Genomic DNA, 25805 nt, shown 5'->3' with positions numbered 1-25805 from the left:
ACAGGCCCTGGGGCCTTTCGTCTGGATCATGCCGGCGGCACGCGAGCCCGGCATGATCCAAGCGAAAGACCCCAGGGGCTTCGGGTTCCGGCCCGATACGTGCGGGGCGGACCCGGGGGATGAGCGGCCGGGGGTTCGGCCCACGGCGCGGCGGGTGCGCGGGGGTTCGGCCCACGGCGCGGCGGGCGCGGGGCGGGCTGGATGGTCAGCCCCGCACGGTGAACCGGAAGACGGGGTGGTCCGGGCAGGCGGCCAGGATCTCGGCGTCCGTGGACTCCGCGGTGACGCCATTGAAGTACTGGTTGACCTGCCAGCCCCACTGCTCCAGGTACGCCCGGACGACCTCCGCCTTCTTCGCGTCGTCCGCGATCTCCACGGCGTCGAAGACCCGGACCTTCCTCCCCACCCGCAGCTCGCCGCCGCCGGCGACCCGCATGTTGCGCACCCACTGGGAGTGGCCCCGGGCGGAGACGAGGTACTGCTCGCCCTCGTAGGTGTGCGGGTTCACGGGGATGCGCTGCATCTGCCCGCTCTTGCGGCCGCGCACCGACAGTTCGGCCGAACCCTTGAAGCTGATGCCGTGCCGGGCGAGCCAGCCGATGACGCCGTTCATCCGGACGTTGAAGGCGTTGGCCTGGAGGTAGTACGGCTGGGCCGCGGCCTGGGTCTGCGCCTGGGTCTGGGGCTGCGCCTTGGACATGGGTGCTCCTTCACGTTTTGAGAGCGGTGCTCTCGCTTGAGATCAGTGTGCACGAGAGTGCTGCTCAAAAGCAAGAGCACTGCTCTCGTTGGTGGTCGGTGCTCTTCTCTCGTGGCAGACTGGCCGGCATGAGCACAGTCCGAGGAGTCAGGGAACGGGCCCGTATCGAGATCACGGCAGCGATCAAGGACGAGGCGAAGAAGCAGCTCGCGGCCGAGGGTGCCGTGAAGCTCTCGCTGCGCGCCGTCGCGCGGGAGCTGGGCATGGCGTCCTCCGCCCTCTACCGCTACTTCCCCAGCCGTGACGAACTGCTGACGGCCCTGATCGTCGACGCGTACGACGCCGTGGGCGAAACGGCCGAGGCCGCCCACCGCGCCGCCGTGGCCGAGGGTGCCCCGCACCTCGCGCGCTGGACCGCCGTGGCCCGGTCCGTACGCGCCTGGGCCCTGGCCCACCCCCATGAGTACGCCCTGATCTACGGCTCGCCCGTGCCCGGCTACACCGCGCCCCGGACGACGATCGGTCCCGCGGCGCGCGTCGGCCGGGTCCTGATCCAGGTGGTCGCGGACGCCTACCGTTCGGACGGCCTCGCCCTGCCGCCGCTCGCCGAGGACCTGCGCGCGGAGGCCGAGCGGATGGTCGCCGAGATCGCCCCCGAACTCCCCCCGGAGGCCGCAGCCCCGCTGATCGCCGCCTGGTCGCAGCTGTTCGGCCTGCTCTCCTTCGAGATCTTCGGCCAGTTCCACCGGGTCGTGGAGGACCGCGAGGTCTTCTTCCGGGAGGCCGTCACCGAACTGGCCCGCTCGGTCGGCCTGCTCGACAGCCGCCGGGGCCGGGACTCCTTCCGCCCCTGAGGAGCCACCACCCGGCACGGACGGAGGAGGAGGCGGAGGGGCGCTCGGGGGCGTACCGGCAGGGGACGCGCGGTTCGGGTGCCTTGCCGGGGACGTGCGGCCCGGAGTGCCTGCCTGGGGTGTGCGGGCCCGGGGTGCCTGCCGGGGCGTGCGGTGGGGAACGTACCTGCCAGAGATGCGCGATCCCCGGAGGGAGCGGGCGTCGCACCGGATCCGTACGCCGTACTCCGACGGGAGTAAGGGCGATCACCACGCCCGGCTGACGTCTCCGCCGGGGCCCTCGGTCTAGCGTGACCGGCATGGAAGAGCAGCGCTCACGCAGCCGCGGCGGCCCCTTCCGGCCGCCCGGCGAGCCGCCCCGGTGGCTGACGGGCGAGCGGGGGGACTCGGCCGCCCGCCTCCCCTGGGCCTCGACGATCCTGATCGGCGTCCTCGTCATGGTCGGATCGACCGTCGCGGCCCGGTGGCAGGTGGGTGAGCGGGCGCCGCTCGACCCCTTCGCGCGGCTGCTGCTGCTCCTGGCCGTCGCCGTGCTCCTGCTGCGCCACCGCCACCCCGTGGCGGCCGTCTTCGGCACTTCGGCCGCGGTGATGGTCTACCTGGCGGCCGGCTATCCGTACGGGCCGGTCTTCCTGGCCGTCGCCGTGGGCTGCTTCGGCGCCGTCGTCGCCGGGCACCGGAGGGCTGCCTGGGCGGCTGTCGGCATGGTGTGGCTGGGGCACGTCGTGATGGGGCACTGGCTCTACCGGTGGCTGCCGCCCTCCGGTGACCACGCCTCGCCCTGGGGGCAGGAACTGGGCATCGCCGCCTGGGTGCTGGCCATCGTCGCCGCCGCCGAGTTCGTACGCGTACGGCGTGAGCAGTGGGCGGACCGGCGGGCGGAACGGGAGGCCGCGGAGCGGCGGCGGGCGGACGAGGAACGGCTGCGGATCGCACGCGAACTGCACGACGTCCTGGCGCACAGCATCTCCGTCATCAACGTCCAGTCGAACGTCGGGCTCGCCCTGCTGGACTCCGATCCCGAACAGGCCCGGGCCGCCCTGACCGCCATCAAGGCCGCCAGCAAGGAGGCGCTGGGCGAGGTCCGTCAGGTCCTCGACACCTTGCGCACGCCCGGGGACGCCCCCCGGGCCCCGGCCCCCGGACTCGACCGGCTCCCCGAACTCGTCGAACAGGCGGCGAGCGCCGGACTGACCGTCACCGTCGAGACCGACGGCGTGCGCCCGGCGGTACCACCGGGCGCGGACCTCGCCGCCTTCCGGATCGTGCAGGAGGCGCTGACGAACGTGGTCCGGCACTCCGGCTCGCGCACCGCGCGGGTCGGGGTCGGCTACCGGCCCGATCGCATCCGGCTCCGCGTCGACGACGACGGACCCGCCACCGGCAAGGACGCGGGCGGCAGCGGCAACGGCCTGGCCGGGATGCGGGAGCGGGCCGCGGCCCTGGGCGGCACGATCGAGGCGGGCCCCGGGGCCGACGGCGGCTTCCGGGTCCGGGCCGAGCTCCCGCTCCCGCCCGCCCCGCCCGGGCCGTACGATGCGACGGCCCACGAGGAGGAGACACCGTGATCCGCGTACTGCTCGCCGACGACCAGCTGCTGGTCCGGGCGGGCTTCCGGGCCCTGCTGGACGCCCAGCCCGACATCGAGGTGGTGGGGGAGGCCGCGGACGGCGAGGAGGCCGTGCGCCTGGTGCGCGAACTGCGCCCCGACATCGTGCTGATGGACATCCGGATGCCGCGTCTCGACGGCCTCGCCGCGACCCGCGCCCTCGCCGGGGACGCCGCGTCGGCCGACGTCAAGGTGGTCATGCTCACCACCTTCGAGCTCGACGAGTACGTCTTCGAGGCGATCCGCTCCGGGGCCTCCGGCTTCCTCGTCAAGGACACCGAGCCGGACGAACTGCTGCGCGCGGTACGTGCGGTGGTGGACGGTGACGCGCTGCTCTCGCCCGGGGTCACCCGCCGCCTGATCGCCGAGTTCGCGGCCCGGTCCAAGGAGCCCGCGGCGGCGACGGGCCTGGACGGACTCACCGAACGGGAGAGGGAGGTGATGATGCTGGTCGGCATGGGGCTCTCCAACGAGGAGATCGCCCGGCGGCTGGTCGTCAGCCCGCTCACCGCCAAGACCCACGTCAGCCGCACCATGGTCAAGCTGGGCGCCCGCGACCGGGCACAACTCGTCGTGCTCGCCTACGAGTCGGGGCTGGTGCGCCCGGGCTGGCTCGGCTGACCGAGGTACGGCGGAGAGCCGGGCGCACCACGCCGGGGCGGCGCCGCCGCAAAGGGGCGGTACCGGCCCGGCCGCTGGAAGGCCCGGCCGCGGAAGGACCGGCCGAGACGCCGGGAAGGCCGTATCCCGGACGGGTCGGGGCGCGGGGCGGCGGGCCGCGACACCGCTGCCCCGGCCTGTCGTCAGGACCAGGTGATCCCGGAGTTCTCGCGCCAGATCCGGGCAGGTTCCGGGTCGCCCGTCACGGTGACCGCCGTGAACGGCAGCCGGTTCCAGAGCGTCAGATAGAGGTTCTCGGCCGACGCACTCACCTCACAGTCCACCGGCTCCTTAGGGGGAGCCCCGTCCGTCCGCTCGGTCTGCGGCGGTTCCGACGAGAGCCGGACGGTCCAGGCGGCACCGGTGTCCGTGGCCCGGACCCGCAGCGAGTACGGCGTGTTCGTGCGCACCCGGCTCTTCGGGCGGCTGTGCATCTTGAGCAGCAGTTCGTCGATCCCGTCCTCCGCGTGATCGGCCCCGACCGGTGACGGCCGCCCGCCGAGGGCCGACTCCGCGTCCACCCGGTGGATGGTGGTCTCGTGGGCCTGCCGCCGGGCCCAGAAGGCCAGCGGCGAGGGGGCGGGCAGGAAGGTCCAGCACTCCAGTTCGGCCGGGGCGGCCTCCAGCGCGGCGACCAGGAGGCCGTGGCCCTCGCGGAACCAGTCGAGGAGCTCCGCCCCGTCCAGATCGGGCTCCCCGCCGTCGGGGTGGTACGAGGTGTGGCCCTCGGCGACGAACGCGGTCGCCCAGCGGTGCACCATGCCGGTGTGCCGGAGCAGGTCGCGCACCCGCCAGTCGGGACAGGTCGGCACCGGTGCTCCGGTGCCCGCCCGCTGCGCGGCGTCCGCCAGCAACTCGCCCTCGGCGGACAGCGAGCGGATGTGATCCGTGATCTTCATGCCCCGATTGTGGCAGCGTTTCGGGCCTCCCGGTGCGACGCGACCGGTTCCTCCCGCGACGCGACCGGCCGGCCGGTCGCGGTCGCGTTGCGGGCCCCGTACCCCAGCGCCGCGGCCGCGACGGCCAGCAGCGCCACCGTGGTCAGGGCGGCGGGCAGGGAGAACCAGTCCGCCAGGAAGCCGATCGCGGGCGGCCCGAGCAGCATCCCGCCGTAGCCGAGCGTCGAGGCGGCGGCCACCCCACCGGGGCCGGCCAGTTCGCCCGCCCGGCCGACCGCGACCGGGAAGATGTTGGCCAGGCCGAGGCCGGTGACGGCGAAACCGATCAGGGCGGCCCAGGCGGAGGGCGCGAGCGAGCCGAGCAGCATCCCGGCGGCGGCCGTCGTACCGCCCACCACGAGGGTGCGGGTCTGGCCGAGCCGTTCGAGCAGGGTGGTGCCGGTGAGCCGGCCCGCCGTCATGGCCAGCGCGAACAGGGAGTATCCGGCGGCGGCGACCCCGGGGTGGGCGTGGAGGTCCTGCTCCAGGTGGAGCGCGCCCCAGTCGGCCAGCGCGCCCTCGCCGTAGGCGGTGCAGAGCGCGATCACACCGAACAGGATTACCAGCCGACGGGCCCTGCCGTCCGGCCGCCGCGGCTTTCCGGCACCGTCCGTCCCGGACCCGGTGACGGGGGCCGGATGGCGCAGCAGCACCGGCCCCGCCACGGCGGTGACCAGGAGCCCGGCCCCGGTGAGGGCCAGGAGGTGCGCGGCGGGGGAGAGGCCGCCGGCGACCAGTCCGCCGAGCCCGGCGCCGATCATCCCGCCCAGGCTGAACGCGGCGTGGAAACCGGGCATCACGGGGCGGCGCAGGGCGGCGACCAGATCGACCGCGGCGCTGTTCATCGCCACGTTCATCCCGCCGTACGCGGCGCCGAAGACCAGCAGCACCAGGCCGAGCGCGAGCGCCGAATGCGTCTGCGCGGGCAGGGCGATGGCCAGGGAGAGCAGGACGCCGCAGACCACGGTCACCGGATGGCTGCCGAAGCGTCGGCACAGCCGGCCGGTGAACATCATGGTCACCACGGCCCCGGCGGACACACCGAGCAGGGCGAGGCCGAGGGTGGTGGCCGAGGCGCCGGTCTGGTGCTTGATGGCCGGGATACGGACCACCCAGCCGGCGAAGAGGAATCCGTCGAGGGCGAAGAACACGGTCAGGGCGACACGGAGACGGGCCGACGGGGCTGTGGCGGTGTTTCCGCCCGGTCCCCCCGACAGTGCCGTCCGCAGTTTGTTTAGTTGCGGCACAAACTCAGCATAGGGGCGCCGGGACAGCGGGTGCAAGACGGATGCGCCCAGGCGAACACGCGGGGACGCAAGGGGCGCGAGCACGCCACCGGGGCGTCGAAGGCACCTCCGGACCATGGGAGACTCGCCCCCATGAACGGCAAGGTGTCCACCACCCGGACAAAGCTGGAGAGGGGCCGCAGCGCGCTCGGGCCCGCGCTGGAACTGATCCACACCGGACGCGCGCCCACCCGCGCGGTCCTCACCTCCGAGCTGGGGGTGACCCGGGCGACGGCCGGTGCGGTCGCCGCGGAGCTGGAGGCGCTCGGCCTGATCAGGGTCGATTCCCGGCCAGGTTCCGCCGCCGGCTCGCAGGGCCGGCCCTCGCACCGGCTGGCCGTCCGGGAGTCCGGCCCCGTCGCCATCGCCGCCCAGGTGCACGCCGACGGGTTCCGGGCCGCCCTCGTCGGTCTCGGCGGCCGGCTGGTGGCCACCGCCCCCGGCTGCGTCACGGTCACGGCGGACCCGGCGCAGGTCATCGGCGAAGTGGTCGACGCCTGCGTCCGGTTGCTGCGGGAGAGCGGACTGCGCTGCGTCGGCGCCGGTCTCGCGGTTCCGTCGGCGGTCGCCGAACCGGAGGGCAACGCGCTCAACCCGCTCCACATCGCCTGGCCGGCCGGCGCCCCGGTGAGCGAGATCTTCGCCACCCGCGTGCGCGAGGCGGGCGTCACCGGGCCCGCGTTCACCGGGAACGACGTCAACCTCGCCGCGCTCGCCGAACACCGGCACGGGGCCGGCCGGGGCGCCCGGCACCTGCTCTGCGTGGCCACCGGCCACCGCGGCGTGGGCGGTGCCCTGGTGCTCGACGGCCGCCTGCACACCGGGAGTTCGGGGCTCGCGCTGGAGGTCGGCCATCTCACGGTGAACGCCGAGGGGCGCCCCTGCCACTGCGGCGGCCGCGGCTGCCTGGACGTCGAGACCGACCCGCTGGCCTTCCTCGTCGCCGCCCGCCGCGAACCCGGCCCGGAGGAGTCCCTGCTCAAGCAGGCCTGCGATCTGCTGCGCACGGAGTACGAGGACGCGGCGGTGCGGGGCGCCGCCGAGGCACTCACCGACCGGCTCGGCCTCGGACTCGCCGGACTGGTCAACATCCTCAACCCGGACCGCATCATCCTCGGCGGACTGCACCGCGCCCTGCTCGACGCCAACCCGGAGCGGCTGCGCGCGGTGGTGGCCGACCGCAGCCTGTGGGGACGCAGCGGCAGCGTGCCGATCCTGCCCTGCACCCTCGACCACAACAGCCTGGTGGGCGCGGCGGAACTGGCCTGGCAGCCGGTCCTGGACGACCCGCTGGCCGCCCTCGCCTGAAGTCCGGGCGCCCGGCCGCCGCGCGAGGAGGGGCGGCCGAGGCGGTGCCGGGAGCAGTGAGGGAGACGCCGCGTAACTCCCGAGGAGGCCGCGTACCGCCGAGGAGGCCGCGTACTCCCGAGGAGGCGCCGCGTACTCCCGAGGGGGTATGCACACGGCCGCCGGTCGCACGACGACCCGGCCCCCCTGCAGGGGCCAGTCTCGGAGGTGTCGGGAAAACCTGGACACGAACCCCCGAACGAGGGAGCTGACCGAGATGAACACCCTGGCGCACAACGGTGGACCCGGGCCCTGGATCCTCCTCTTCCCACTCCTCTGGGCAACCGTCGTCATCGGCGGCGTCACCCTGCTGCGCAGGACCTTCCGACGCGGCGGCCGCGCCCCCTGGCAGGCCCGTACCCCGGGAGGGGCGCCCGCCGAGCCGTCGCCGATCGCTCTGCTCGGCCGCCGCTTCGCGGCCGGGGAGATCGACGAGGACGAGTACTGGCGCCGGCTCTCCGTCCTGGACGAACACTTCGGCCGCGGCGGCAAGGAAGCGGGGATCTGAACGCCCTTCCCGCCCCGGGCCGCGGCGAAAAGGCGCCGTGACGGCGGAGTCCCCTGGCGGGCGGAGCCCCATAAGCGAGGGTGCTGCTCGCGAGAACCACTGGCTCTTGGACTTCCGCCGGGGGCTCCGGGAGGCTGGTGATCATGATGGCCGCGGCCGGGGAAACCCGTGCCGCGACCGCGGGCGAACGGCGCCCGGAACGGGACGGCCGAGGGGGAAGGCGACGTGATGGAGTACTCGCACACCGACGAGGAACTGGTGAACCAGCCGATCGGGTACTGGACATGGGCCGCGAACAAGGTGCTCGCGGCGTATGTCAGGGGGCGGCTCGCGGCGATCGGGATCACCCAGCCCCAGTGGTGGGTGCTGCACCAGGTACTGCACGGCGAGTCCGGCGTCACACGGGAGGAGGTGACCGCCGCCCAACAGGCCAACCTGGACGTCGGCGCGGGGCTGGCCCCCGACATCGACCTCCTGGTCGAGCGGGAGCTGATCATCGTGGACGAGGCGGGCCGGCTCCGGATCACCGACGAGGGCCGGGCGCTGCACCGGCGGGCGGCGGAGACCCAGCGGGCCAACCGGGCGAAGGTGCACGCGGACATCCCGGACGAGGAATACCTGATCGCCCTGAAGGTGCTGCAGCGCATGATGCACAACGCGGGAGGGACCGTGTCGCAGTCGGCCTGAGGGCCGGCCGCGACACCCGTCGGAACCGCACCGGACGCTTCGGCGGTGCGACGGGCGGCCGTCCGGCCCGAGGGCGACTGCCTCGGGCCGGTCCGCCGGTCCGCGGAGACGGCCGGCGGGGCATGACCGGGGCCGCGCCCCGGTCATGCCCCGCCGGACAGGGGCCTCAGCCGACCACCGCGGACCGTGCGACGGAGGGCAGCCCGAGCTCCAGCTCTGTGACGAGGTCCGGCTCGAACGGGCCGTCGGTGGTCGCCCCGTACACCGAATGCGGTGCCGGTGCGACGCACCGGGGAGGAGCCGGAAGAGTGAACCAGACGACCTTGCCGGCCCCGCCCCTCGGACGGACCCCCCAGCTCTCGCTGACCGCGGCGATCAGCGCGAGTCCGCGCCCCGACGTACTGGACGTGCTCGCCTCGCGCACGGTGGGCAGCCGTGGGTCGTGGTCGTGGACGGACACCGTCAGCCGTTCGAGCAGCAGCTCGATCTCGACGGTGCATGACTTGTCCGGCTGGGCATGCCGGTGAACATTGGTCAGCAGTTCGGTGACGCCGAGCGCGGCCGGGTCGATCAAGGGATCGAGATGCCAGTAGCGCAACTGCGCCGAAATGATTCTGCGGACCTGACCGATCCGCGACGGCAGGGCCTGGAGCTCCACCGTGCAGTGCCTGCTTGGCTCGCTGATCACGGCTGCGACTCCCCGAAATAGGTCCGGAAGAAGACGGAGTGACGGACGCGGCAGCCGACTGGCTGCCGAATCCGGTCCGGCGGCGCTTATCACAGTGTCACCGCCGGTGAACCATGAGTGATGCGTGTCCAATGTCACCCAGGGGTCGCGGCTCCGCAACTCGCGGTGTTCCGGTGGCGGCGCCGGATCAGGTCGTCCGCCCGCCCGCGCTGCGCAGCGTCTCCAGGAAACGGCGGGCCGGTCCCGTCCGGTCCGGATCGTGATCGCGCTGCCCCATCGTCAGCCGGTACCGCGTCCCGTTGAGCCGGGCCACGGCCGCCCCGGCCCCGGCGAACCAGGGCCTGCCCGCGCTCACCGCCCCCACCGGCGCGCTGTCGATCTCCCGTCCGTTACTGGTCAGCAGGGCCAGCCTGCCGTCCTTGACGATCACCTGCCCGGCCCGCGTGAGCGAGCGGGCCCAGCGTTCGATCCGTACCCCCGTGGCACTGAACTCCGTTTCCGGCATGACGGCTTCGCCCCCTTCGTGATGCTTCTGATGGGAAGTCTGCACAAGCCGGGGCCGACGCGCCAGGCCGCGTCCCCGACCGTTTGCCCCCACGGGGCCAAGGCCGGGCTATGGAACATCAAAGTAAACGTTTGTGCAGGTGGGGGGAATATCGTGGGGTCAGGGAGTCCGGCCTTACGAGGAGGAGCGCGCTGATGGGCATCGTGGGACACAGGGGCGACGGGCGTGTCGCGAAGACCGTCGACATCGACCGTTCCGACGCCGACTACCGGGCCTGGCTCAAGGAGGCCGTCCGCAAGGTCCAGGCCGACGCCAACCGCTCCGCCGACACCCATCTGCTGCGCTTCCCGCTGCCCGAGGCGTGGGGCATCGACCTCTACCTGAAGGACGAGTCGACGCACCCCACCGGCAGCCTCAAGCACCGGCTGGCCCGCTCGCTCTTCCTCTACGGGCTCTGCAACGGCTGGATCCGGCCGGGCAAGCCGGTGATCGAGGCGTCCAGCGGTTCGACGGCCGTGTCGGAGGCGTACTTCGCCAAACTGATCGGCGTGCCGTTCATCGCCGTGATGCCCCGCACCACGAGCCCCGAGAAGTGCCGGCTGATCGAATTCCACGGAGGGCGCTGCCACTTCGTGGACGACTCGCGGAAGATGTACGAGGAGTCCGCCGCGCTCGCCGAGGAGACCGGCGGGCACTACATGGACCAGTTCACCTACGCCGAGCGGGCCACCGACTGGCGCGGCAACAACAACATCGCCGAGTCGATCTACCAGCAGCTGAAGCTGGAACGCTACCCGGAGCCGACGTGGATCGTCGCCACGGCGGGAACCGGCGGCACCTCGGCGACCATCGCCCGCTACGTGCACTACATGCAGTTCGACACCCGGATCTGCGTGCCCGACCCGGAGAACTCCTGTTTCTTCGACGGCTGGACCCGGCACGACCCCCTGGCCACCAGCGACTGCGGCTCCCGGATCGAGGGCATCGGCCGGCCCCGGATGGAGCCGAGCTTCGTGCCCGGGGCCGTCGACCGGATGATGAAGGTGCCGGACGCGGCCAGCGTCGCGGCCGTGCGCGCCCTGGAGAAGGCCATCGGCCGCAAGGCGGGCGGCTCCACCGGGACCGGGCTGTGGAGCGCGTTCAAACTGGTCGCCGAAATGGTCGGACAGGGCAGCACGGGCAGCGTCGTCACGCTGATCTGCGACCCCGGCGACCGCTACCTCGACAAGTACTACTCCGACAGCTGGCTCGCCGAGCAGGGCCTGGACATCGCCCCGTACGCGGCGACCATCGAGTCCTTCCTCACGGACGGGAAATGGCCCTGCTAGGGCGTGGTCCGAGAACCACATCCGGCCGGGGACGCCGAGGAGTTCAGGCCGCCGGGTCGGCCAGCCGCCGGTCGAGATTGCGCACCGCGGTCCGGAAGGCCCGGCCCAGCCCCGGCCGGCCCAGCCGCAGGGCCACCCGGAAGGGCGCGGCACCGTCGGCGGCGAACGTCCACCGCACCCGGGTCCCCGTCCCGGCCGGGGTGAGCCGCCACTCCTCCAACAGGGCACGCACTCCGGGGGCGTTGGCCTCGTCGACCCGGTAGGCGTACCGCTCGCCGGGCTCCGCCGCCACGATCGTCTCGCGGAGCGCCCCGCCCCCCTTGAGCCGGATCTCGCGGCCCGCGCCGCCCTCGGTCGGCCGGGCCGCCGTCACCGCCGTGAACCAGGCGGGCCAGCCCGGCACGTCCTCGGCGAGCGCGCGGTAGACGGCGTCGGCCGGGGCGGACACCTCCGCGGCGAAGACCAGCCGCAGCGGGGCGGAATCGATGAAGTCGAGCCCCACGGAACGGAGTCGGCGTGACACGGAACGCACCTCCCGTGCGATCGGCGGCGGACGGACCGCGCACACCATAGCTGGCGTACCGTCAGATGTCTTCGTGCGCCCGGTGGCCGGCCGGAGGACCGGGCGGAGTGTCGCGCGGGACGCTCCGGGCCGCCGCGGTGATGTTGCGGGCCATGCCGCCGAACACCACCGCGTGGAACGGCCACACGCTCCACCAGTAGGCGTGGCCCAGCAGCCCGCGCGGATGGAACAGGGCCCGCTGCCGGTACACCGTCCGCCCCCGGTCGTCCCGGCCCACCGAGAGGTCCAGCCAGGCCGGACCCGGCAGCCGCATCTCCGCGCGCAGCCGCAGCAGCTCGCCCGGCACGATCTCCTCCACGCGCCAGAAGTCCAGCGAGTCCCCGACCCGCAGCCGCTGCGCGTCCCGCCGCCCGCGCCGCAGCCCGACACCCCCGACGAGCCGGTCCAGCCACCCCCGCACGGCCCAGGCGAGCGGGAAGGAGTACCAGCCGTTCTCACCGCCGATGCCCTCGATCACCCGCCAGAGCGCCTCCGGCGCCACCGGCACCGTCAGCTCCCGCTCGTCGCGGTAGAGGCTCCCGCCGGCCCAGTCGGGGTCGGTGGGCAGCGGGTCGCTGGGCGCGCCCGTCACCGCCGCGGACGACCAGCGGGTGTCCACCCGGGCCTCCTTGACCCGCTGGAGGGCCAGCCGCAGCGCCCGGTCGAAACCGATGACGCCGTCCGGCGGATCGGGTACGTACCGGGTGATGTCGTGCTCCCGGCAGACCACCTCGTGGCGCAACGACTCCGCCAGCGGGCGGGCGATGGCGGGCGGCACCGGGGTCACCAGCCCGATCCACAGACCGGAGAGCCCCGGCGTGAGCACCGGGACGGGCAGGATCAGCCGCCGCGGCAGCCCGGCGACCCGGGCGTAGCGCCGCATCATGTCCCGGTACGTCATGACGTCCGGCCCGCCGATGTCGAACGTACGGTTCACCTCGGCGGGCAGGGTGGCACAGCCGACGAGGTAACGCACGACGTCCCGCACCGCGATCGGCTGGATCGAGGTGCGCACCCAGCTCGGGGTGATCATCAGCGGCAGCCGTTCGGTGAGGTGGCGCAGGATCTCGAACGAGGCCGAGCCCGACCCGATGACGACCGCGGCCCGCAGCACGGCCGTCGGCACCCCGGAATCCAGCAGGATCCGCCCCACCTCGGTCCGCGACCGCAGATGCGGCGACAGCTCCCGCTCGGGCACCCCGGCCGGGGTGAGCCCGCCGAGGTAGACGATCCGGCCGACCCCCGCCGCCCGCGCCTGCTCGCCGAAGATCCGGGCCGCCTCCCGGTCCCTCTCCTCGAACCCGGGCCCGGACCCGAGCGCGTGCACCAGGTAGTACGCCACGTCCACGCCCGCCATCGCCGCCCGCACCGACGCGGCGTCCCCCACATCGCCCCCGACCACCTCGACCCGGTCCGCCCACGGATGGTCCCGCAGCTTGCGCGGGGTCCTGGCCAGCGCGCGCACCCGATGACCGGCGTCGAGCAGCGCGGGCACCAGCCTGCCGCCGATGTACCCGGAGGCACCGGTCACCAGACAGCGCAGCCGCGTGTCACCGGAGGAATCGCCCACCTGCCGAGTCTCGCACCGATCACCGCGCCGGGCGGGCGCAGGCCCCCGAACGGCGGCACCCGGCCACCCGCCCGGCACGATCCGGCCGAAAGGCGCTACGGCCGTCGCCGGACCACGGGCTCCAGCATGCTGTCGAGCACCCGGCCGAAGACCCGGCGGCCCGCCCCGGCGATCAGCGGATCACCCCACCGCGGCAGCAGCCGGACGGTCAGTTCCTCCACCCACACCACATGCGATCCGGAACCGGTCGGATACACATCGATCGAGGCCCGGCCCCGGATCAGCCGGCCGCGCTTCTCCAGCCTGCACAGCCCCGCGCGCCCGGCGGCGGGCGGGGTCCACCGCACCACCTCCATCGGGTCGTCGAACCCCAGCGGACCCACCCCCGTGCGCGCCACGAAGACCGTCCCGACCGAGGTGGGCAGCCCCGTGGGCACGGTGATCCTGGTCAGCGGAACCTGCGCGGCATGCCGCTCCCAGTCCGTGACGCGGCGCCAGGACTCGGCCGCGGTCAAGGAACTGAATCGCTCGATCCGGAAGACTGCCACCCCACGATCCTAGGGTGTGTCCGACAAATACCGCCCGGCCCGCACCACCCGGCCGCCCCTTCGGGAGAGGACAAACGGAATCCACCGGTGGTCCGTCGGCTCAGGATTCGCTCTCCGCGCCCCGCCCCGCCACCACCAGGCCCGGCAGGTGTTCCTCGATCTCCGCACGGACCGCGGCCGACAGTCCGTCGTCCGTCACGAACGTGTCGACCTGCTCCAGCGACGCGAACGAACTCAGGCCCACGGTGCCCCACTTGGTGTGATCCGCGACCACCACCACGCGCCGCGCCGACTGCACGAACCGGCGGTTCGTCTCGGCCTCCGCCAGATTCGGCGTGGAGAGCCCGGCCTCCACCGAGATCCCGTGCACCCCGAGGAACAGCACGTCGAAGTGGAGGGAGTCGATCGCCCGGTCGGCCACCGGACCGACCAGCGAGTCCGACGGGGTCCGCACCCCGCCGGTGAGCACCACCGTCGCCGCCCCGTCCCGCGCCCCGGACGCGGCCCCCGCCCGCTGGGCGGAGTGGAACGCGTCGGAGACCCGGACCGAGTTGGTCACCACCGTCAGATCCGGTACGTCCAGCAGTCGTTGGGCGAGCGCGTACGTCGTCGTGCCGCCGGAGAGCGCGATCGCGCTGCCGGGCGCCGCCATGGCCGCCGCCGCCCGCGCGATGTCCTCCTTGGCGGTCAGCTCCAGCGCCGACTTGGCCTCGAAACCGGGTTCGTGCGTACTGGCCCCGGCCACCGGGACGGCCCCGCCGTGCACCTTCTCCACGACCCCCATCCGGGACAACACGTCCAGGTCCCGGCGCACGGTCATGTCGGAGACGTTCAGCCGCCGGGTCAGCTCGTTGACCCGGACCCCGCCGCGCCTGCGCACCTCGTCGAGGATCAGGGCGCGCCGCTGCTCCGCGAGCAGATGCTGATTCTCGCTCAACGCGGGGTCCCGTCCTTTCCTCCGGCCGTGCGGCAGTCCCTGCGAACGGGGTCATCCTGCCACGCGGTGTGGCCGGCCGCCGCACCGGGGAGATTCGGCGGAGGGGCTGCGGACACCACCCCTCTTCCCCGATTCTGGTGACACCGCATCAGCACTTCCCCCCACGACCAAGAGAGCGAGCCCCTTCAGTGCCACCTGCCACCCCGGCCCCACAGAGCCCCGGGCCCGCGCTGGAACTGCTGGTCCACGGCGTGGGCGGCGCCACCCCCCAGGAGATGCTCGACGACCCGTCCACGGTCAGGATCACCGGCGACGCGACCGCCGCCATCTACCGGCGCGCCGACGACAGGGAAGCCGAACAGCACCCCGAGCGCTACCGGGACCGGCCCATCGCCGAGGCCTACTGCTGGTCCAACCTGACCTCCGGGAACGGCTCCCGCGCCCTGTGGCTGCTGCTCCTGCCGTTCATGGTGGTCAACCTCGCCCACTGGATGCGCCCGACCGCCAGGAGCCGCACCCGCGCGGTGCGCCTGTACGGCGTCCTGGTCCGGCTCCTCGCGCTCAGCCTCACGGTCCTGCTGACCGCGGCGGTCTGCGAGGTCGCGCTCGACCTGGTGGCCTGGCAGTGCGCGGGCGTCCCGGAGTGCTCGAACCAGCGCTCCTGGCTCGGCTTCCTGTCCACGGCCCAGGGCGGCTGGTGGTCCCAGCCGGGCCGTCGGCTCGCCCTCGCCGCCCTGGTGCCCACCGCCCTGGTCGTGCTGCTCTGGTTCCTGTCCAACCGGACCTGGAGCGCGTACGAGTCCCAGCGCCCCCTGGCCGGGTCGGAGCCCGAGGACGACGCCCTCACCGAACCGGTCGCCGAACCCGGCGGCCGTCCCGCCCTCGGCCGCCCCGGATTCTGGTACGGCCGCCGCCTGGTCGCCCGGCTGCGCGCCGCCCACACCGCCGCCGGGTTCCTGACGGTCGCCGCGTCGGTCGCGGGGGCCGCCGCACGCCACGACCGCGCGGTCCCCGGACCGGTGCCGGACCTCGTCGGCCGCCTGATCGAGGCGGCGCTGGCCGCGGGCGCCCTCGTCGTCCTCTGGGTGGTCTGCCGCCGCGGCCGCAGCGAACGGCGCCTCGACAACCGGCTCGACCGCGCCCTCATCGCCTACCTGCCCGGCGCGGCCCTGGCCCTGCTGCTCCTCGCCGTGGGGTACGCCTCCTGGTCCCGCCCCGACTGGACCTCCTCCGGCACCCTGCCCGGCGACTTCGCCTTCAGCGCCATCGCCCTCGGGCAGGGGGCACTCGTCGTCGTGCTCGCCGCGGTGGCCCTGAGCCTGTACCGCCGCACCCCCGAACCCCGCACCGTCATGCACGGACTCGGCGGACCCGTGGTCGCGATGCTCGCCTGCGCCCTCGGCGGCGTCATGAGCGGCGGGGTCTCCCAGCGCGTCGCCGACTGGCTCGACGGCCCCGGCACCCCCGGCATGGGCAGGAGCTCCGTCATCGAGGGACCGCCGGTGCTGCTCAGCTGGCAGGCGTCCGTCATCCCCGTCCTCCTGCTGCTGCTGGCCGTCCCCGCCCTCCTGCTGCTCGTACGGACCTGGCTCGCCGCCCGCGCCCTGCAACCCGTGATCGACCAGGAGTACGAGCAGGAGCGGCCGGACCCCGCCCGGACCCGGCAGATCGCCCGCATCCGGGCCACGGCCGCCCTCACCGACTCCGCGCCCTGGATCCTCGGCCCGGTCTGCGCGGCCACCCTGCTGCTCGGCGCGGGGGCGGTCGCCGGGGCGTGGGTGAGCGGAGAGGTGCCGGGGCTCGCGATGAAGGGCAGCGGCCCCTTCGTCGAATCCCTCGCACAGGCCGCCCAGTCGACCGGCTCCTGGATGGTCGGCCTCGGCTTCATACTCTTCGTCACCTGGGGCCGGCGCGCCTACCGCGACGCCTCCGCCCGGCGCACCATCGGCATCCTCTGGGACGTCGGCACCTTCTGGCCGCGCGCCGCCCACCCCTTCGCACCCCCCTGCTACGCCGAACGGGCCGTCCCCGACCTGGCGTCACGGATGTCCGGCTGGACCGCGCTCACCCGGGGCAGGCTCGTCATCTCCGGGCACTCCCAGGGCAGCGTCCTCGCCGCGTCCGCGGTCTGGCAACTGCCCGCCGGCACCCGCGGCCGGGTCGCCCTGCTCACCTACGGCTCGCCGATCGAGCGACTGTACGGGCGTTGGTTCCCGGCCTACTTCGGCCCCGTACCGCTGGGGGCGCTGCACCGGTCCGTGCACTGCTGGCGCAACCTGTGGCGGGCCACCGACCCGATTGGCGGCCGGGTCCGCCTCGACCAGGGGCCGGGGCCCGAGGTGGACCGGGGACCGCTGAAGGACCCCCTGGTCTACGGGCGGACCCGGGAACACCCGCTGCCCGAAGCCGTGCTGGGCCACTCCGACTACCAGGCCGACCCGGTCTTCGCCCAGGAACGGGCCGCGCTGCTGGACCGGCTGGCCCCGGTCCTGCCCCACCAGGCCGACGGGGCGGGCGACACCGGATCCCCCCGTGCTCAGGGGAGTTCGGGCAGGTCCTCCGGGTAGAGCAGGCTGAGGTCGTCCGTGCTCGGCTCGGCGAGCTGGGCGACCCGGCCCGCGTGCCGCTCCACCATCGACTCGAAGGTCTGGCGCGCGGTGCGGCCGTTGCCGAACGCGGGCCCCTTGGGCAGCTCCGTGAAGTACTTCAGCAACGCCTCCCCGGTCCCGGGCGCCAGACTGTACTCGTGCTCCTCGGACTGCTGCTCCACGATCCGCAACAGTTCGGCCGGTTCGTAGTCGCTGAAGGTGATGGTCCGTGAGAAACGGGACGCCACACCGGGGTTGACGGTGAGGAACCGCTCCATCTCGTGGGTGTACCCGGCGACGATGACGACCACCGCGTCCCGGTGGTCCTCCATCAGCTTCACGAGCGTGTCGATCGCCTCCCGGCCGAAGTCCCGGCCGGAGTCCTCGGGCGACAGGGCGTACGCCTCGTCGACGAACAGCACCCCGCCGCGCGCCCGGTCGAACGCCTCCTGCGTGCGGATGGCGGTCGAACCGATGTGCTCACCCACCAGGTCGACGCGGGACACCTCGATCAGATGGCCCCGCTCCAGCACCCCGAGCGAGGCGAGGATCTCCCCGTACAGCCGTGCCACGGTGGTCTTGCCGGTGCCGGGGGAGCCGGTGAAGACGAGATGGCGCCGGACCGACGCGGCCTTGAGCCCGGCCTCCCGGCGCCGGCGGCCGACCTCGATCATGTCGGTGAGGGCGCGCACCTCCCGCTTGACGCTGTCCAGGCCCACCAGTGAGTCCAGTTCGCCGAGAACCGCGTCCGCCGTACGGGCAGGTTCGGCGGCGGGCGGCTCGGCCGGGGCGGGCTCCACGGCGCGCTGTCCGGGCACCCCGCCGAGCAGCCCGGGGGCCGACTGGGTCGCCGTCAGCACGGTGGGGGCCGGGGGCGGTGCGGGGGAGCGCAGCGCGCTCTCGTCGCTCGTGCAGTCCTCGACCACCGGACCGGCGCCCTGGCCGTCGCCGTGCGCGCCGCCCTCGGCGAACTCGTAACCCCCGCGCGAGCACCGCTCGGTACGGCAGCGGGTCAGCGTCGTGCGGCAGCCGTCCATCACGTGGAAGCCGTAGCCGTCGCTGCCGGTGACCCGGCACTGGCGGAACGTGCCCCGGCCCTCGGCGGAGACGTAGAAACCGGCCTCGGCGGTCGAGGTGACCGTACAGCGTTCGATCGTCGGGTCGGCGCCCTTGGTGACGATCACCCCGGTCTGCACCGCGTCGACGGTGCAGTTGTTCAGCGTGCCGCCGCTGCCGTGGTCGCGGAACCACGCGCCGGTGGACGCCTCGCGGATCCGGCAGTCGTCGAGCTGCGCGGTCGCCCCGTCGCTCACCGACACCGCGGTGTTGCGCACCTGGGACAGGTCGCTGTCCACGACGTCGGCACGCGAGCCCCGGTCGAGCACGAACAGGGCGTCCGGCACGTCGTGGACCCGGCAGGAGTCCAGCACCACGGTCGCCCCGTCGCTCACCCAGACCGCGGGGTAGTCGCCCGTGCTGTCGTGGATCTCGCACTGGTTGGCGTCGACCCGGGTGCCCGGGTCCCAGACGGAGAGGCCGTTGCGGCCGAACCGGCGCACCGTGGAACGGGTCAGGGTGAGCACCGAACGGGAACGCAGGTCCACCGCGTTCTCCGGGATGTCGTGGATGTCGCAGTCGGCGAGCGTCAGCACGGCGTCGGTGTCGAGCGTGATGCCGTCCGCCGAAGTCCGGTGCACCGTGCACTCGCCGAGGTGGGCGGCGGCCCGGGCGGTCACCTGGACACCGCTGCCCTTGACCTCGTACACCTCGCAGCCGACCCCCTCCAGACCGCTGCCCTCCCCGGTGACGCTCAGCCCCGCGCCCGAGGCGTGATGGACCCGGCAGCGCTCCAGGCGGGGGTGCGCGCCGTCGCGCACCGAGACCCCGGCCTGCCCGGCGGAGACGACCTCGCACTCCTCGAACACCCCGCCCGAGCCGTCGAGCACGGCGATGCCGACCCCGGCCGGGTTGTCGACGGTGCAGCGGCGCACGGTCGGCCGGGCCGCACCGCGCACCTCGATCCCGGCGGCGGAACGGGTGACGATCCGCAGATCCGCGATCTCCGGCGCGCCGTCCTCGACGAGCAGCGCCGGGACGGTCGAGTCCTGGCCCTCCACGTGCAGGTCCGAGACGACGGCGGAGGCGCGGACGGTCAGCGGCACGCCGTCGACCGGGGCGATCCGCACGGAACCGACGGAACCCTCCGGGCCCCGCAGGGTCACCGCGCGGTGCAGGACCAGGTTCTCCCGGTACGTGCCCGGTGCGACGGTGAGGACGTCGCCGTCCGCCGCGGCCTCCAGGGCTGCGGTGAGGGAGGCGTATTCGCCTGTGCGGCGCCGCCACCGCGATGTGCCGGTGTGCGTCACCTGGACCGTGCCCTGTGCCATGGCGCTGTTGTGCCCCCACCTCGTGCGTGCGTGATGCCCGGACCACCGGTCTTCCGGCAACGGCGGACCCCGGGCGCCCCCGCCGGGAAAGCGGGCGGGCCGGTCCACCGTAGCGCGCGCGGCGGGCGGGAGTTGTCCGGATCAGGAGGTGATCAGCTGCGGGTCCCGGTCCTGCCCCGGTCCGGACCGGCCTCGGCCCGGGCCCGGTCGATCCGGGCGTACCGCCTGGGTGTCATGGACCGGACAGCCAGTCGGCGACCGCCCTCGACGGGTCCGGCGGTGAGCAGGGCCATCCCGGGACCGGCCCGCACCGCGTGGGCGCGGGCGGTCGGGCGTCCATGGGGTGCGGCGCGGCGCGGCCGTCGGGACCGGTCCGGAACTCCACCTTCGAACCGAACCTGACGCCGTGTGAGGAGGCCGTGACCCGGTACGGCCCGCTCCGGGCGCCGAAGGCCGAGGAGCGAGCGACTTCACCCGGTCGGTGCGGGGGTCGCCTCGCGGGTTCCCGCGCGACGGGCCGGGCTGACGGACCGTCCGCCGCCGGAACCTCGGGGCCGCCGTCGAGTCCCCATGGCTCGACGACGACCCCGTGCGTTCGTGCGCGACCGCCGGCTCAGTACCCCCGGCCCTGGTACGGGCGGTTGTACGGGTCCTCGTGGGGCGAGGGGGCCGGGGCGGGGCGCGGCGCCGCCGGACGCATCGCCTCGTACCCGGTGCCCGGTGCGGGCCGCTGGTACTGCTGTTGCGGCGACGGGGGCGGCTGGTAGCCGCCGCGGGGCGCGGCGGGCTGCTGCGGGATGTACGGCGCCGGGGCGTGTTGCAGCTGGGCGGGCTGCATCGGCGCGTAACCCTGCTGGGCCGCCGGCTGCGGGTAGCCGTACGACGGACCGGGCTGGGAGGGTGCCGCGGGAAGAGCCGGCAGGGCCGCCGGGAGGGCCGGCAGATAACCATTGCCGGTGTCATAGGCGGCAGGCACTCGGATCGGAGCGATCTGAGGGGTACCCCGCTCCGCGACCAGGGAGTCGTAGATCGGAGTTTCGGGGAACGACGAGGTGGCGTAGTAGCCACCGCCGAAGGTGGAGCGAGGGGAGGTCATGGCACCTAAGTTAAGCCCACGATGTGCTGGTTGGGGAGACCTCATCTCGGGGGTATCCGTTTTATGTCGGTTCTGGCCGCCTGACCTGCTGGAACATTGATAAAGGTCCTGTTAGTAACGGGGCCTTTTCGAGGGTGGTCCGCATGGTTGACGAGAAGTTACGGACGGACTGCAAAGGGCGACATCCGCATGGCGCTCTCCGGAGCCGGAGGGTATTTCGACTCCGGGTGTCCGAAACCTTATGGCTATCAGGAGCTCGCCGACGACGGGCGGGCGACAAGGACTTGACCGAAGCGCGTCCTTGGAGGGGTCCGCCGGGAGCCCGGGGTGCCGGTGCGCGCCCTTCGTGGGTGCCGCGATGTACGAACGGCCGGCGGCGACCGGCGCGCACGTGGACCGGTCCGGCTTTTCGTGCGGTTGAGCCCGGCCCGGTGGTCGGCCGGGGTGGGTGCCGTCCTTCCGGGGTGCCCGAGTGCGGGTTCCGGGCCGGGCCGTACGCGTCGGGGTCAGTGGACGATCGGGACCGGCCCCGACGGGCTCCGGTGACCGTCGACCTCGGATTCCACGCAGCTGCGCTCCCAGGCCTCCCGGCTCCTGATGTAACGCGGGGACTCGGCCAGGATTCCACAGGTCTCGGCGGTTCCGGAGGACAGCCTCCAGGTGACTTCCCCGGTGACCCGCGCGGCGCAGCTCTCGATGAAACTCTGGCCGGCCCGGCGCAGCTCGCCGAACCAGCGCCCTTCCAGCGCTTCGCGGGTCCAGATCTGCTCCATGTGCATCTTTTCCCGGATGGTCTCGGCCTCCAGGACGGCTGTTTCCAGATGGCGCGCGGTGCGCATCAGCAGGAAAGCGGCCGGCATCTCACGTATTTCGAGCACCTTTTCGCCCTGCGCGAGATGCTCCAGTCCGCTGAAGCGGCCGATTCCGTGCGCTCCCACGAGGTGGTTCAGCCGGGTTATCAGTTCCGCCAGCGGAAGTTCGCGACCGTTGACCTCGGTGGGGGTGCCGGCCCTGAACCCGATGCGGACGGTCTCGGGGGACGGGGCGGGCCGTCCGGAACGGGTCCAGCGGTAGAGGTCCTCCGGCACGGGGTGGTGCTCCGGGTCGTCGAGACTGCCGGACTCGAACTCCCGGCACCACAGATTCGAGTCGATGCTCACCGATCTTCCGGACAGACCATGAAGCCCAGCACGGTCCAGTTCCTCGATCTTGCGGTCCCGGTCCACGGGTTCGAGCTCGTAGGGACTTCCGAAATTTCCCGGGAATCCGAGCAGGCCGAGCGCGCCGTTGAGCCGACGAAGCGTGTTCTGCGATCGATTGGCCGTATGGAGCAGCGTGCGGGCTCCGATCTCCTCGGCCACCTTCATGGCTATCCTTGCGATCAGGGGCCGGCTGAGCGACGAGCTGATCGGGTGCGTGCCGAGATAGACGGACTGAGCGGCTATGGCCGGTCTCAGGTATTCTTCGGCGAACTGGTCCCGGCCGTCGACGATGTGCAGTTTGACGCCGAATCGGTCGGCGATCCGCTGCTTCTCGTCGGTGGTCTCCTCGTCGCCGATGTCCACACTGACGGCGTGCACCTCCGGAGAACCGATCGCATGCAGGCGGTACAGCAGGTACGAGCTGTCCAGGCCCCCGCTGAAGAGTGTGACCACCGGGAAGTCCAGCGCCTCGGTTTCCGTGCCCAGGTCACGGAAGGAGCGTATTCTCGCCTGGTTGACCATGGGTGCGTCGCCTCCGGTATCTCAACTTGTGTGGACCGCGTCGTCGTGCTTCTCCCACCACAGCTGCCCTTCCGTCGGCAGCGTGTGGATCGGATCGTAGAACTCGTGGAGTTCCTCCTTCGGGAAGGCGCAACCCCCCTCCACGGCTATGTGGTGGTTCATCGCCCAGTGGGAAATCCCGCTGACACGGTCGTAACCGATCGCCTGGTGCACCCAACGCTTTCCGACGTACGGAACGTCACACACGATTCGGGGCGTGGCGAATCCGGGCAGGTATCCCATGATGCGGTCCTGCACGTCGCGGGCTTCCCAGAGAGCCATCCTCCAGTGCTCGCTGCAGGGAACCATGTCGCACTGGTAGAAGTAGTAGGGCATGATGCCGGCCTCGTCCAGCAACGCGAAGCAGAGGTCCAGGACCTCCTCGGCGGTCCCGTTGACGCCGCGCATCAGAACCCCTTGATTGCGCACGTCCCGAATTCCCGTAGCCAGTACGGCGCGTGCTGCCTGCGCCACGAGCGGTGTGACCGAGGCGGCCGCGTTGGCGTGGGTGTGCAGCGCGATCTGCACACCGCGGCCGGCCGCGATCTTGGCGAGCCGCTCCAGCCCGGACAGCACTTCACCGCTCAGCCAGTACTGGGGGAGACCCACCAACGCCTTGGAAGCGAGCCGGATGTCCCTGATGCCGGGGATCGCGATGAGCTGTTCGACGAACCACTCCAGCCGTGGCCAGGCGATATTGGCGACATCCCCGCCGGACACCACGACATCCCGCACCTCGGGGTGCTGCCGCAGGTAGCCGAGCATGGTCTCCATACGCGGACGCGACCCCGTCCGGAACCTGCGCTTGTCCACCTGGGGCGTGGAGGCTCCCACCAGGTCCATCCGCGTGCAGTGCCCGCAGTACTGCGGGCAGGTGGAGAGGAGCTCCGCCAGGACCTTCGTCGGGTACCGGTGGGTCAGCCCCTCGACGGCCCACATCTCCTGCTCGTGCAGCGAGTCGCGCCGGGCCCTGGGATGGGAGGGCCAGTCCGCGCGGCGGTCCGAGAAGACGGGGAGCATGTAACGCCGGACCGGATCTTCGTAGAAGGCGTCGGTGAGACTCCCGGGGCCCGTGGCGGGGACGCGCGCGGCCATGGTGTTCAGCATCTGGGGTGTGAGCAGCAGAGACATCGTGGCTCGCTGGAGACGGTCGCGGTCGAGATCCGTGTAGAACGAGTCGTCCACGGTGTCACCCAGCACCGAGCGGAGCTGCCGGGGATTGCGCACGCTGTTCCTGCGCTGCCAGTTCGGCGATTCCCATTCGGCCCGGGTCACCTTGCCCCAACCGGGGAACCGGCGCCAGTCCGGTTCCACCAAGGGCGTGCCGCGGTATGTGTACGGCTGCGCGATGCGCCGGTTCACGGCTGCTCGTTCGTTCCCGCGGGGGCCGCCGCGAAGTCGTTTCCCGCGCCGGCCGAACCGAGGTGTTCCCGCAGCAGCGCGGAGAAACCGTCCAGCGTCGGCTGCTGGAAGATCAGCTGTACGGGTACGTCCACCCCGATTTCGTCCCGCAACCCCCGTGCCACCTGAATCACCTTGAGCGATGTGCCGCCGACGTCGAAGAAGTCGTCGGTCCGCCCGATCGCGGGTACCTCGAGCACATCGGACCAGATCCGCGCGACCGTGGCCTCCAGGGCGCCGACGGGCGGTTCGCTGCGCGCGGTGGTGGCGGGCGTCACGGACCCGGCCCGTTCCAGCAGCTCCTGACGGTCCAGCTTGCCGTTCTTCGTCAGGGGCAGCCCTTCGACCAGCGAGATGGCCGTCGGCACCATGTAGGCGGGAAGCGTGGCACCCATTTCCTCGCGCAACCGGCGGGTGAACTCCGCAGGATCCTCCACGGAGTCTTCCCGGGGGACCACGAAGGCCACGAGCTGCGACGCGTTTCCCGTCCCCCGCGCGACGACGGCGGCATGCCGGACCAGGGGAGAACGCCGTGCCGTCACCTCGATCTCGCCGAGTTCGATCCGGTATCCCCTGACCTTCACCTGCTCATCGACCCGGCCGAGGAACTCCAGCCCCCTTCCGGGGACGGAGCGGACCAGGTCCCCCGAGCGGTAGAGGCGGCCTCCCGAACCACCGAGGTGGTCGGGCAGGAAGCGTTCCTCCGTCAGTTCGGGCCGGTTGAGGTATCCGAGGGCCAGCCCGGTGCCGCCGATGTACAGCTCGCCCGGTTCCCCCTCGGGCACCGGTCTGCCCTGCTCGTCGAGGATCCACAGCGGGGTCTCCTCCACGGCCTGCCCGATGAGTACCGTGTCGGGGTCGGGATCCCGGGGGCACAGCCAGGCAGTGCAGTAGATGGTGCACTCGCTCGGACCGTAGAGGTTGGTGAGCGTCGCCGCGCACCGCCCGTGGAACTCGCGGACGAGCTCGGGGCTCAGCGGTTCACCGCCGGTGAGGACCTGGCGCAGGGTGGGGAAACGCCGTTCCGGCGGCTGGGCCTCCAGGAAGATCTCCAGCAGTGACACCACGCAGTAGAGCGTGGTGACGGAGTGGCGCCGGATCAGCTCCGCCAGGTACTCGCCGTCACGCCGGCGACCGGATTCGGCGAGCACCACGGTGCACCCGTTCAGCAGCGGCCAGTACACCTCGATGAGGAACATGTCGAAGCTGTAGGCCGTGTGATGGATCATCCGGTCGTCCGGGCCCAGGGGATGGGTTCCCTGGAGGGAGGCCAGCCGCCTCGTGAGGGCACGGTGACTGATCAGCGAGGCCTTCGGGCGCCCCGTGGAACCGGAGGTGTAGATCGCGACCGCCGGCTCGTCGGTGAGATCCCCGACGGGCCGGAGCGGAGGACCGGAACGGGCCGGGTCTTCCCGCTCGGCCTCTTCGATGGTGAGCACCCGCGTGCCGCGGACGTCGCCCAGCCCGTCGGCATGGGCTTCCCCGGTCAGCACCACCCGGGGCCGGCAGTCCTCCAGCATGTACGCGACCCGTTCCACGGGATCGTTGACGTCGATGGCCACATGCGCTCCGCCGGAAAGAACCACGGCGAGCAGGGCGATGACGGACTCCGCCGACCGCTCCATGCGTACGGCCACCCGGTCGCCGGGGCGCACCCCCGCTCTGCGCAGGGCATGAGCGACCGCAGCCGCCCGGGTGTGGAGGCTGCCCGCACTCAGCGTCCGGTCGCCGTCGACGAGCGCGGGACGGCCGGGATCTTCGAGCAGTCGTGCGGTCAGGAGGGTGTCGAGCCGATGTGCTGCGGCGGGGGAGTCGCTGGCCATGAGTTCCCTTTCCGGCAGGT

General features: G+C 72.7%; 22 protein-coding genes. 8 read left to right on the top strand and 14 right to left on the bottom strand.

From position 1 onward, the window contains the following. Window positions 1-205: 205 nt before the first annotated feature. Window positions 206-700 (bottom strand): nitroreductase/quinone reductase family protein, encoded by a 495-nt coding sequence (locus tag OCT49_RS02760; protein WP_283850300.1) that lies wholly within the window; start codon window positions 698-700, stop codon window positions 206-208. A gap of 128 nt (window positions 701-828) precedes the next feature. Here OCT49_RS02760 and OCT49_RS02755 point away from each other — a divergent pair, with 128 nt between their 5' ends. The 3 genes from OCT49_RS02755 (at window position 829) to OCT49_RS02745 (ending at window position 3784) form a co-directional block, all read left to right on the top strand. Then, entirely contained in the window at window positions 829-1554 is a 726-nt protein-coding gene (locus OCT49_RS02755; protein ID WP_283850299.1) for a TetR/AcrR family transcriptional regulator, read from the top strand. A gap of 299 nt (window positions 1555-1853) precedes the next feature. Then, window positions 1854-3122 carry a sensor histidine kinase gene (locus OCT49_RS02750; RefSeq protein ID WP_283850298.1) on the top strand — a complete coding sequence of 423 codons (1269 nt, stop codon included), beginning with the start codon at window positions 1854-1856 and terminating at the stop codon, window positions 3120-3122. Next, window positions 3119-3784 (top strand): response regulator, encoded by a 666-nt coding sequence (locus tag OCT49_RS02745; protein WP_283850297.1) that lies wholly within the window; start codon window positions 3119-3121, stop codon window positions 3782-3784. Before OCT49_RS02750 ends, OCT49_RS02745 begins: the two co-directional genes overlap by 4 nt. A gap of 182 nt (window positions 3785-3966) precedes the next feature. Here the strand turns inward: OCT49_RS02745 and OCT49_RS02740 are convergent, their stop codons facing one another. Continuing rightward, window positions 3967-4722 carry a maleylpyruvate isomerase family mycothiol-dependent enzyme gene (locus OCT49_RS02740; RefSeq protein ID WP_283850296.1) on the bottom strand — a complete coding sequence of 252 codons (756 nt, stop codon included), beginning with the start codon at window positions 4720-4722 and terminating at the stop codon, window positions 3967-3969. Then, complete coding sequence (locus OCT49_RS02735; RefSeq protein ID WP_283850295.1) at window positions 4719-6008, bottom strand: MFS transporter; 1290 nt, start codon at window positions 6006-6008, stop codon at window positions 4719-4721. Before OCT49_RS02735 ends, OCT49_RS02740 begins: the two co-directional genes overlap by 4 nt. 132 nt (window positions 6009-6140) lie before the next feature. Between OCT49_RS02735 and OCT49_RS02730 the strand changes: the two genes are divergently transcribed. The 3 genes from OCT49_RS02730 (at window position 6141) to OCT49_RS02720 (ending at window position 8589) form a co-directional block, all read left to right on the top strand. Beyond that, complete coding sequence (locus OCT49_RS02730; RefSeq protein WP_283850294.1) at window positions 6141-7355, top strand: ROK family protein; 1215 nt, start codon at window positions 6141-6143, stop codon at window positions 7353-7355. A 256-nt stretch (window positions 7356-7611) separates the two neighbouring features. Beyond that, window positions 7612-7902 carry an SHOCT domain-containing protein gene (locus OCT49_RS02725; RefSeq protein ID WP_283850293.1) on the top strand — a complete coding sequence of 97 codons (291 nt, stop codon included), beginning with the start codon at window positions 7612-7614 and terminating at the stop codon, window positions 7900-7902. 228 nt (window positions 7903-8130) lie between these two features. Continuing rightward, on the top strand, window positions 8131-8589 hold the full coding sequence (locus OCT49_RS02720) for a MarR family winged helix-turn-helix transcriptional regulator (RefSeq protein WP_283850292.1): 459 nt from the start codon (window positions 8131-8133) through the stop codon (window positions 8587-8589). A 166-nt stretch (window positions 8590-8755) separates the two neighbouring features. Here OCT49_RS02720 and OCT49_RS02715 read toward each other — a convergent pair whose 3' ends face one another. Together OCT49_RS02715 and OCT49_RS02710 are read right to left on the bottom strand one after the other, a co-directional pair. Beyond that, complete coding sequence (locus OCT49_RS02715; RefSeq protein ID WP_283850291.1) at window positions 8756-9277, bottom strand: ATP-binding protein; 522 nt, start codon at window positions 9275-9277, stop codon at window positions 8756-8758. Window positions 9278-9464: 187 nt separating this feature from the next. Next, on the bottom strand, window positions 9465-9782 hold the full coding sequence (locus tag OCT49_RS02710) for a hypothetical protein (RefSeq protein ID WP_283850290.1): 318 nt from the start codon (window positions 9780-9782) through the stop codon (window positions 9465-9467). Between the two features lie 194 nt (window positions 9783-9976). Here OCT49_RS02710 and cds1 point away from each other — a divergent pair, with 194 nt between their 5' ends. Further along, window positions 9977-11110, top strand: a complete 1134-nt coding sequence (gene cds1, locus OCT49_RS02705; RefSeq protein WP_283850289.1) for an L-cysteine desulfhydrase Cds1 — start codon at window positions 9977-9979, stop codon at window positions 11108-11110. A 43-nt stretch (window positions 11111-11153) separates the two neighbouring features. Here cds1 and OCT49_RS02700 read toward each other — a convergent pair whose 3' ends face one another. From OCT49_RS02700 to OCT49_RS02685, 4 genes are all read right to left on the bottom strand, one after another. After that, window positions 11154-11633 carry an SRPBCC family protein gene (locus OCT49_RS02700; RefSeq protein ID WP_283850288.1) on the bottom strand — a complete coding sequence of 160 codons (480 nt, stop codon included), beginning with the start codon at window positions 11631-11633 and terminating at the stop codon, window positions 11154-11156. A 61-nt stretch (window positions 11634-11694) separates the two neighbouring features. Continuing rightward, window positions 11695-13242: an SDR family oxidoreductase gene (locus OCT49_RS02695; RefSeq protein ID WP_283850287.1), complete on the bottom strand. Its 1548-nt coding sequence runs from the start codon at window positions 13240-13242 to the stop codon at window positions 11695-11697. Window positions 13243-13337: 95 nt separating this feature from the next. Beyond that, window positions 13338-13790, bottom strand: a complete 453-nt coding sequence (locus tag OCT49_RS02690) for an SRPBCC family protein (protein ID WP_283850286.1) — start codon at window positions 13788-13790, stop codon at window positions 13338-13340. A 100-nt stretch (window positions 13791-13890) separates the two neighbouring features. Beyond that, entirely contained in the window at window positions 13891-14727 is an 837-nt protein-coding gene (locus tag OCT49_RS02685) for a DeoR/GlpR family DNA-binding transcription regulator (RefSeq protein ID WP_283850285.1), read from the bottom strand. Window positions 14728-14915: 188 nt separating this feature from the next. Between OCT49_RS02685 and OCT49_RS02680 the strand changes: the two genes are divergently transcribed. Next, window positions 14916-17294: a hypothetical protein gene (locus OCT49_RS02680; RefSeq protein WP_283850284.1), complete on the top strand. Its 2379-nt coding sequence runs from the start codon at window positions 14916-14918 to the stop codon at window positions 17292-17294. Here OCT49_RS02680 and OCT49_RS02675 read toward each other — a convergent pair. The 5 genes from OCT49_RS02675 to OCT49_RS02650 form a co-directional block, all read right to left on the bottom strand. Further along, window positions 17264-19702: a right-handed parallel beta-helix repeat-containing protein gene (locus OCT49_RS02675; protein WP_283850283.1), complete on the bottom strand. Its 2439-nt coding sequence runs from the start codon at window positions 19700-19702 to the stop codon at window positions 17264-17266. The two genes, OCT49_RS02680 and OCT49_RS02675, sit on opposite strands and share 31 nt — an antisense overlap. Before the next feature lie 613 nt (window positions 19703-20315). Then, a complete protein-coding gene (locus OCT49_RS02665; protein WP_283850282.1) occupies window positions 20316-20798 on the bottom strand; it encodes a DUF6643 family protein in 483 nt (160 codons plus the stop codon). A 506-nt stretch (window positions 20799-21304) separates the two neighbouring features. Beyond that, the gene (locus OCT49_RS02660; RefSeq protein ID WP_283850281.1) at window positions 21305-22522 is read right to left on the bottom strand and encodes an argininosuccinate synthase-related protein; all 1218 of its coding nucleotides are present in this window, start codon (window positions 22520-22522) and stop codon (window positions 21305-21307) included. Window positions 22523-22543: 21 nt separating this feature from the next. Then, complete coding sequence (locus OCT49_RS02655) at window positions 22544-23923, bottom strand: KamA family radical SAM protein (RefSeq protein WP_283850280.1); 1380 nt, start codon at window positions 23921-23923, stop codon at window positions 22544-22546. Further along, window positions 23920-25785: a non-ribosomal peptide synthetase gene (locus tag OCT49_RS02650; protein ID WP_283850279.1), complete on the bottom strand. Its 1866-nt coding sequence runs from the start codon at window positions 25783-25785 to the stop codon at window positions 23920-23922. Before OCT49_RS02650 ends, OCT49_RS02655 begins: the two co-directional genes overlap by 4 nt. Window positions 25786-25805 lie beyond the last annotated feature (20 nt).

It is taken from the genome of Streptomyces sp. ML-6 (assembly GCF_030116705.1).
Taxonomy (GTDB): domain Bacteria; phylum Actinomycetota; class Actinomycetes; order Streptomycetales; family Streptomycetaceae; genus Streptomyces.
This window is presented reverse-complemented; position numbering and strand designations above follow the sequence as displayed.

Excerpts from the sequence above, each read along its gene's own strand:
- OCT49_RS02665 (WP_283850282.1), bottom strand. The coding sequence starts at position 20,798 with ATGACCTCCCCTCGCTCCACCTTCGGCGGTGGCTACTACGCCACCTCG.
- OCT49_RS02725 (WP_283850293.1), top strand. The coding sequence starts at position 7,612 with ATGAACACCCTGGCGCACAACGGTGGACCCGGGCCCTGGATCCTCCTC.
- OCT49_RS02720 (WP_283850292.1), top strand. The coding sequence starts at position 8,131 with ATGGAGTACTCGCACACCGACGAGGAACTGGTGAACCAGCCGATCGGG.
- OCT49_RS02755 (WP_283850299.1), top strand. The coding sequence starts at position 829 with ATGAGCACAGTCCGAGGAGTCAGGGAACGGGCCCGTATCGAGATCACG.
- OCT49_RS02760 (WP_283850300.1), bottom strand. The coding sequence starts at position 700 with ATGTCCAAGGCGCAGCCCCAGACCCAGGCGCAGACCCAGGCCGCGGCC.
- cds1 (WP_283850289.1), top strand. The coding sequence starts at position 9,977 with ATGGGCATCGTGGGACACAGGGGCGACGGGCGTGTCGCGAAGACCGTC.
- OCT49_RS02730 (WP_283850294.1), top strand. The coding sequence starts at position 6,141 with ATGAACGGCAAGGTGTCCACCACCCGGACAAAGCTGGAGAGGGGCCGC.
- OCT49_RS02675 (WP_283850283.1), bottom strand. The coding sequence starts at position 19,702 with ATGGCACAGGGCACGGTCCAGGTGACGCACACCGGCACATCGCGGTGG.
- OCT49_RS02750 (WP_283850298.1), top strand. The coding sequence starts at position 1,854 with ATGGAAGAGCAGCGCTCACGCAGCCGCGGCGGCCCCTTCCGGCCGCCC.
- OCT49_RS02740 (WP_283850296.1), bottom strand. The coding sequence starts at position 4,722 with ATGAAGATCACGGATCACATCCGCTCGCTGTCCGCCGAGGGCGAGTTG.
- OCT49_RS02660 (WP_283850281.1), bottom strand. The coding sequence starts at position 22,522 with ATGGTCAACCAGGCGAGAATACGCTCCTTCCGTGACCTGGGCACGGAA.
- OCT49_RS02650 (WP_283850279.1), bottom strand. The coding sequence starts at position 25,785 with ATGGCCAGCGACTCCCCCGCCGCAGCACATCGGCTCGACACCCTCCTG.
- OCT49_RS02710 (WP_283850290.1), bottom strand. The coding sequence starts at position 9,782 with ATGCCGGAAACGGAGTTCAGTGCCACGGGGGTACGGATCGAACGCTGG.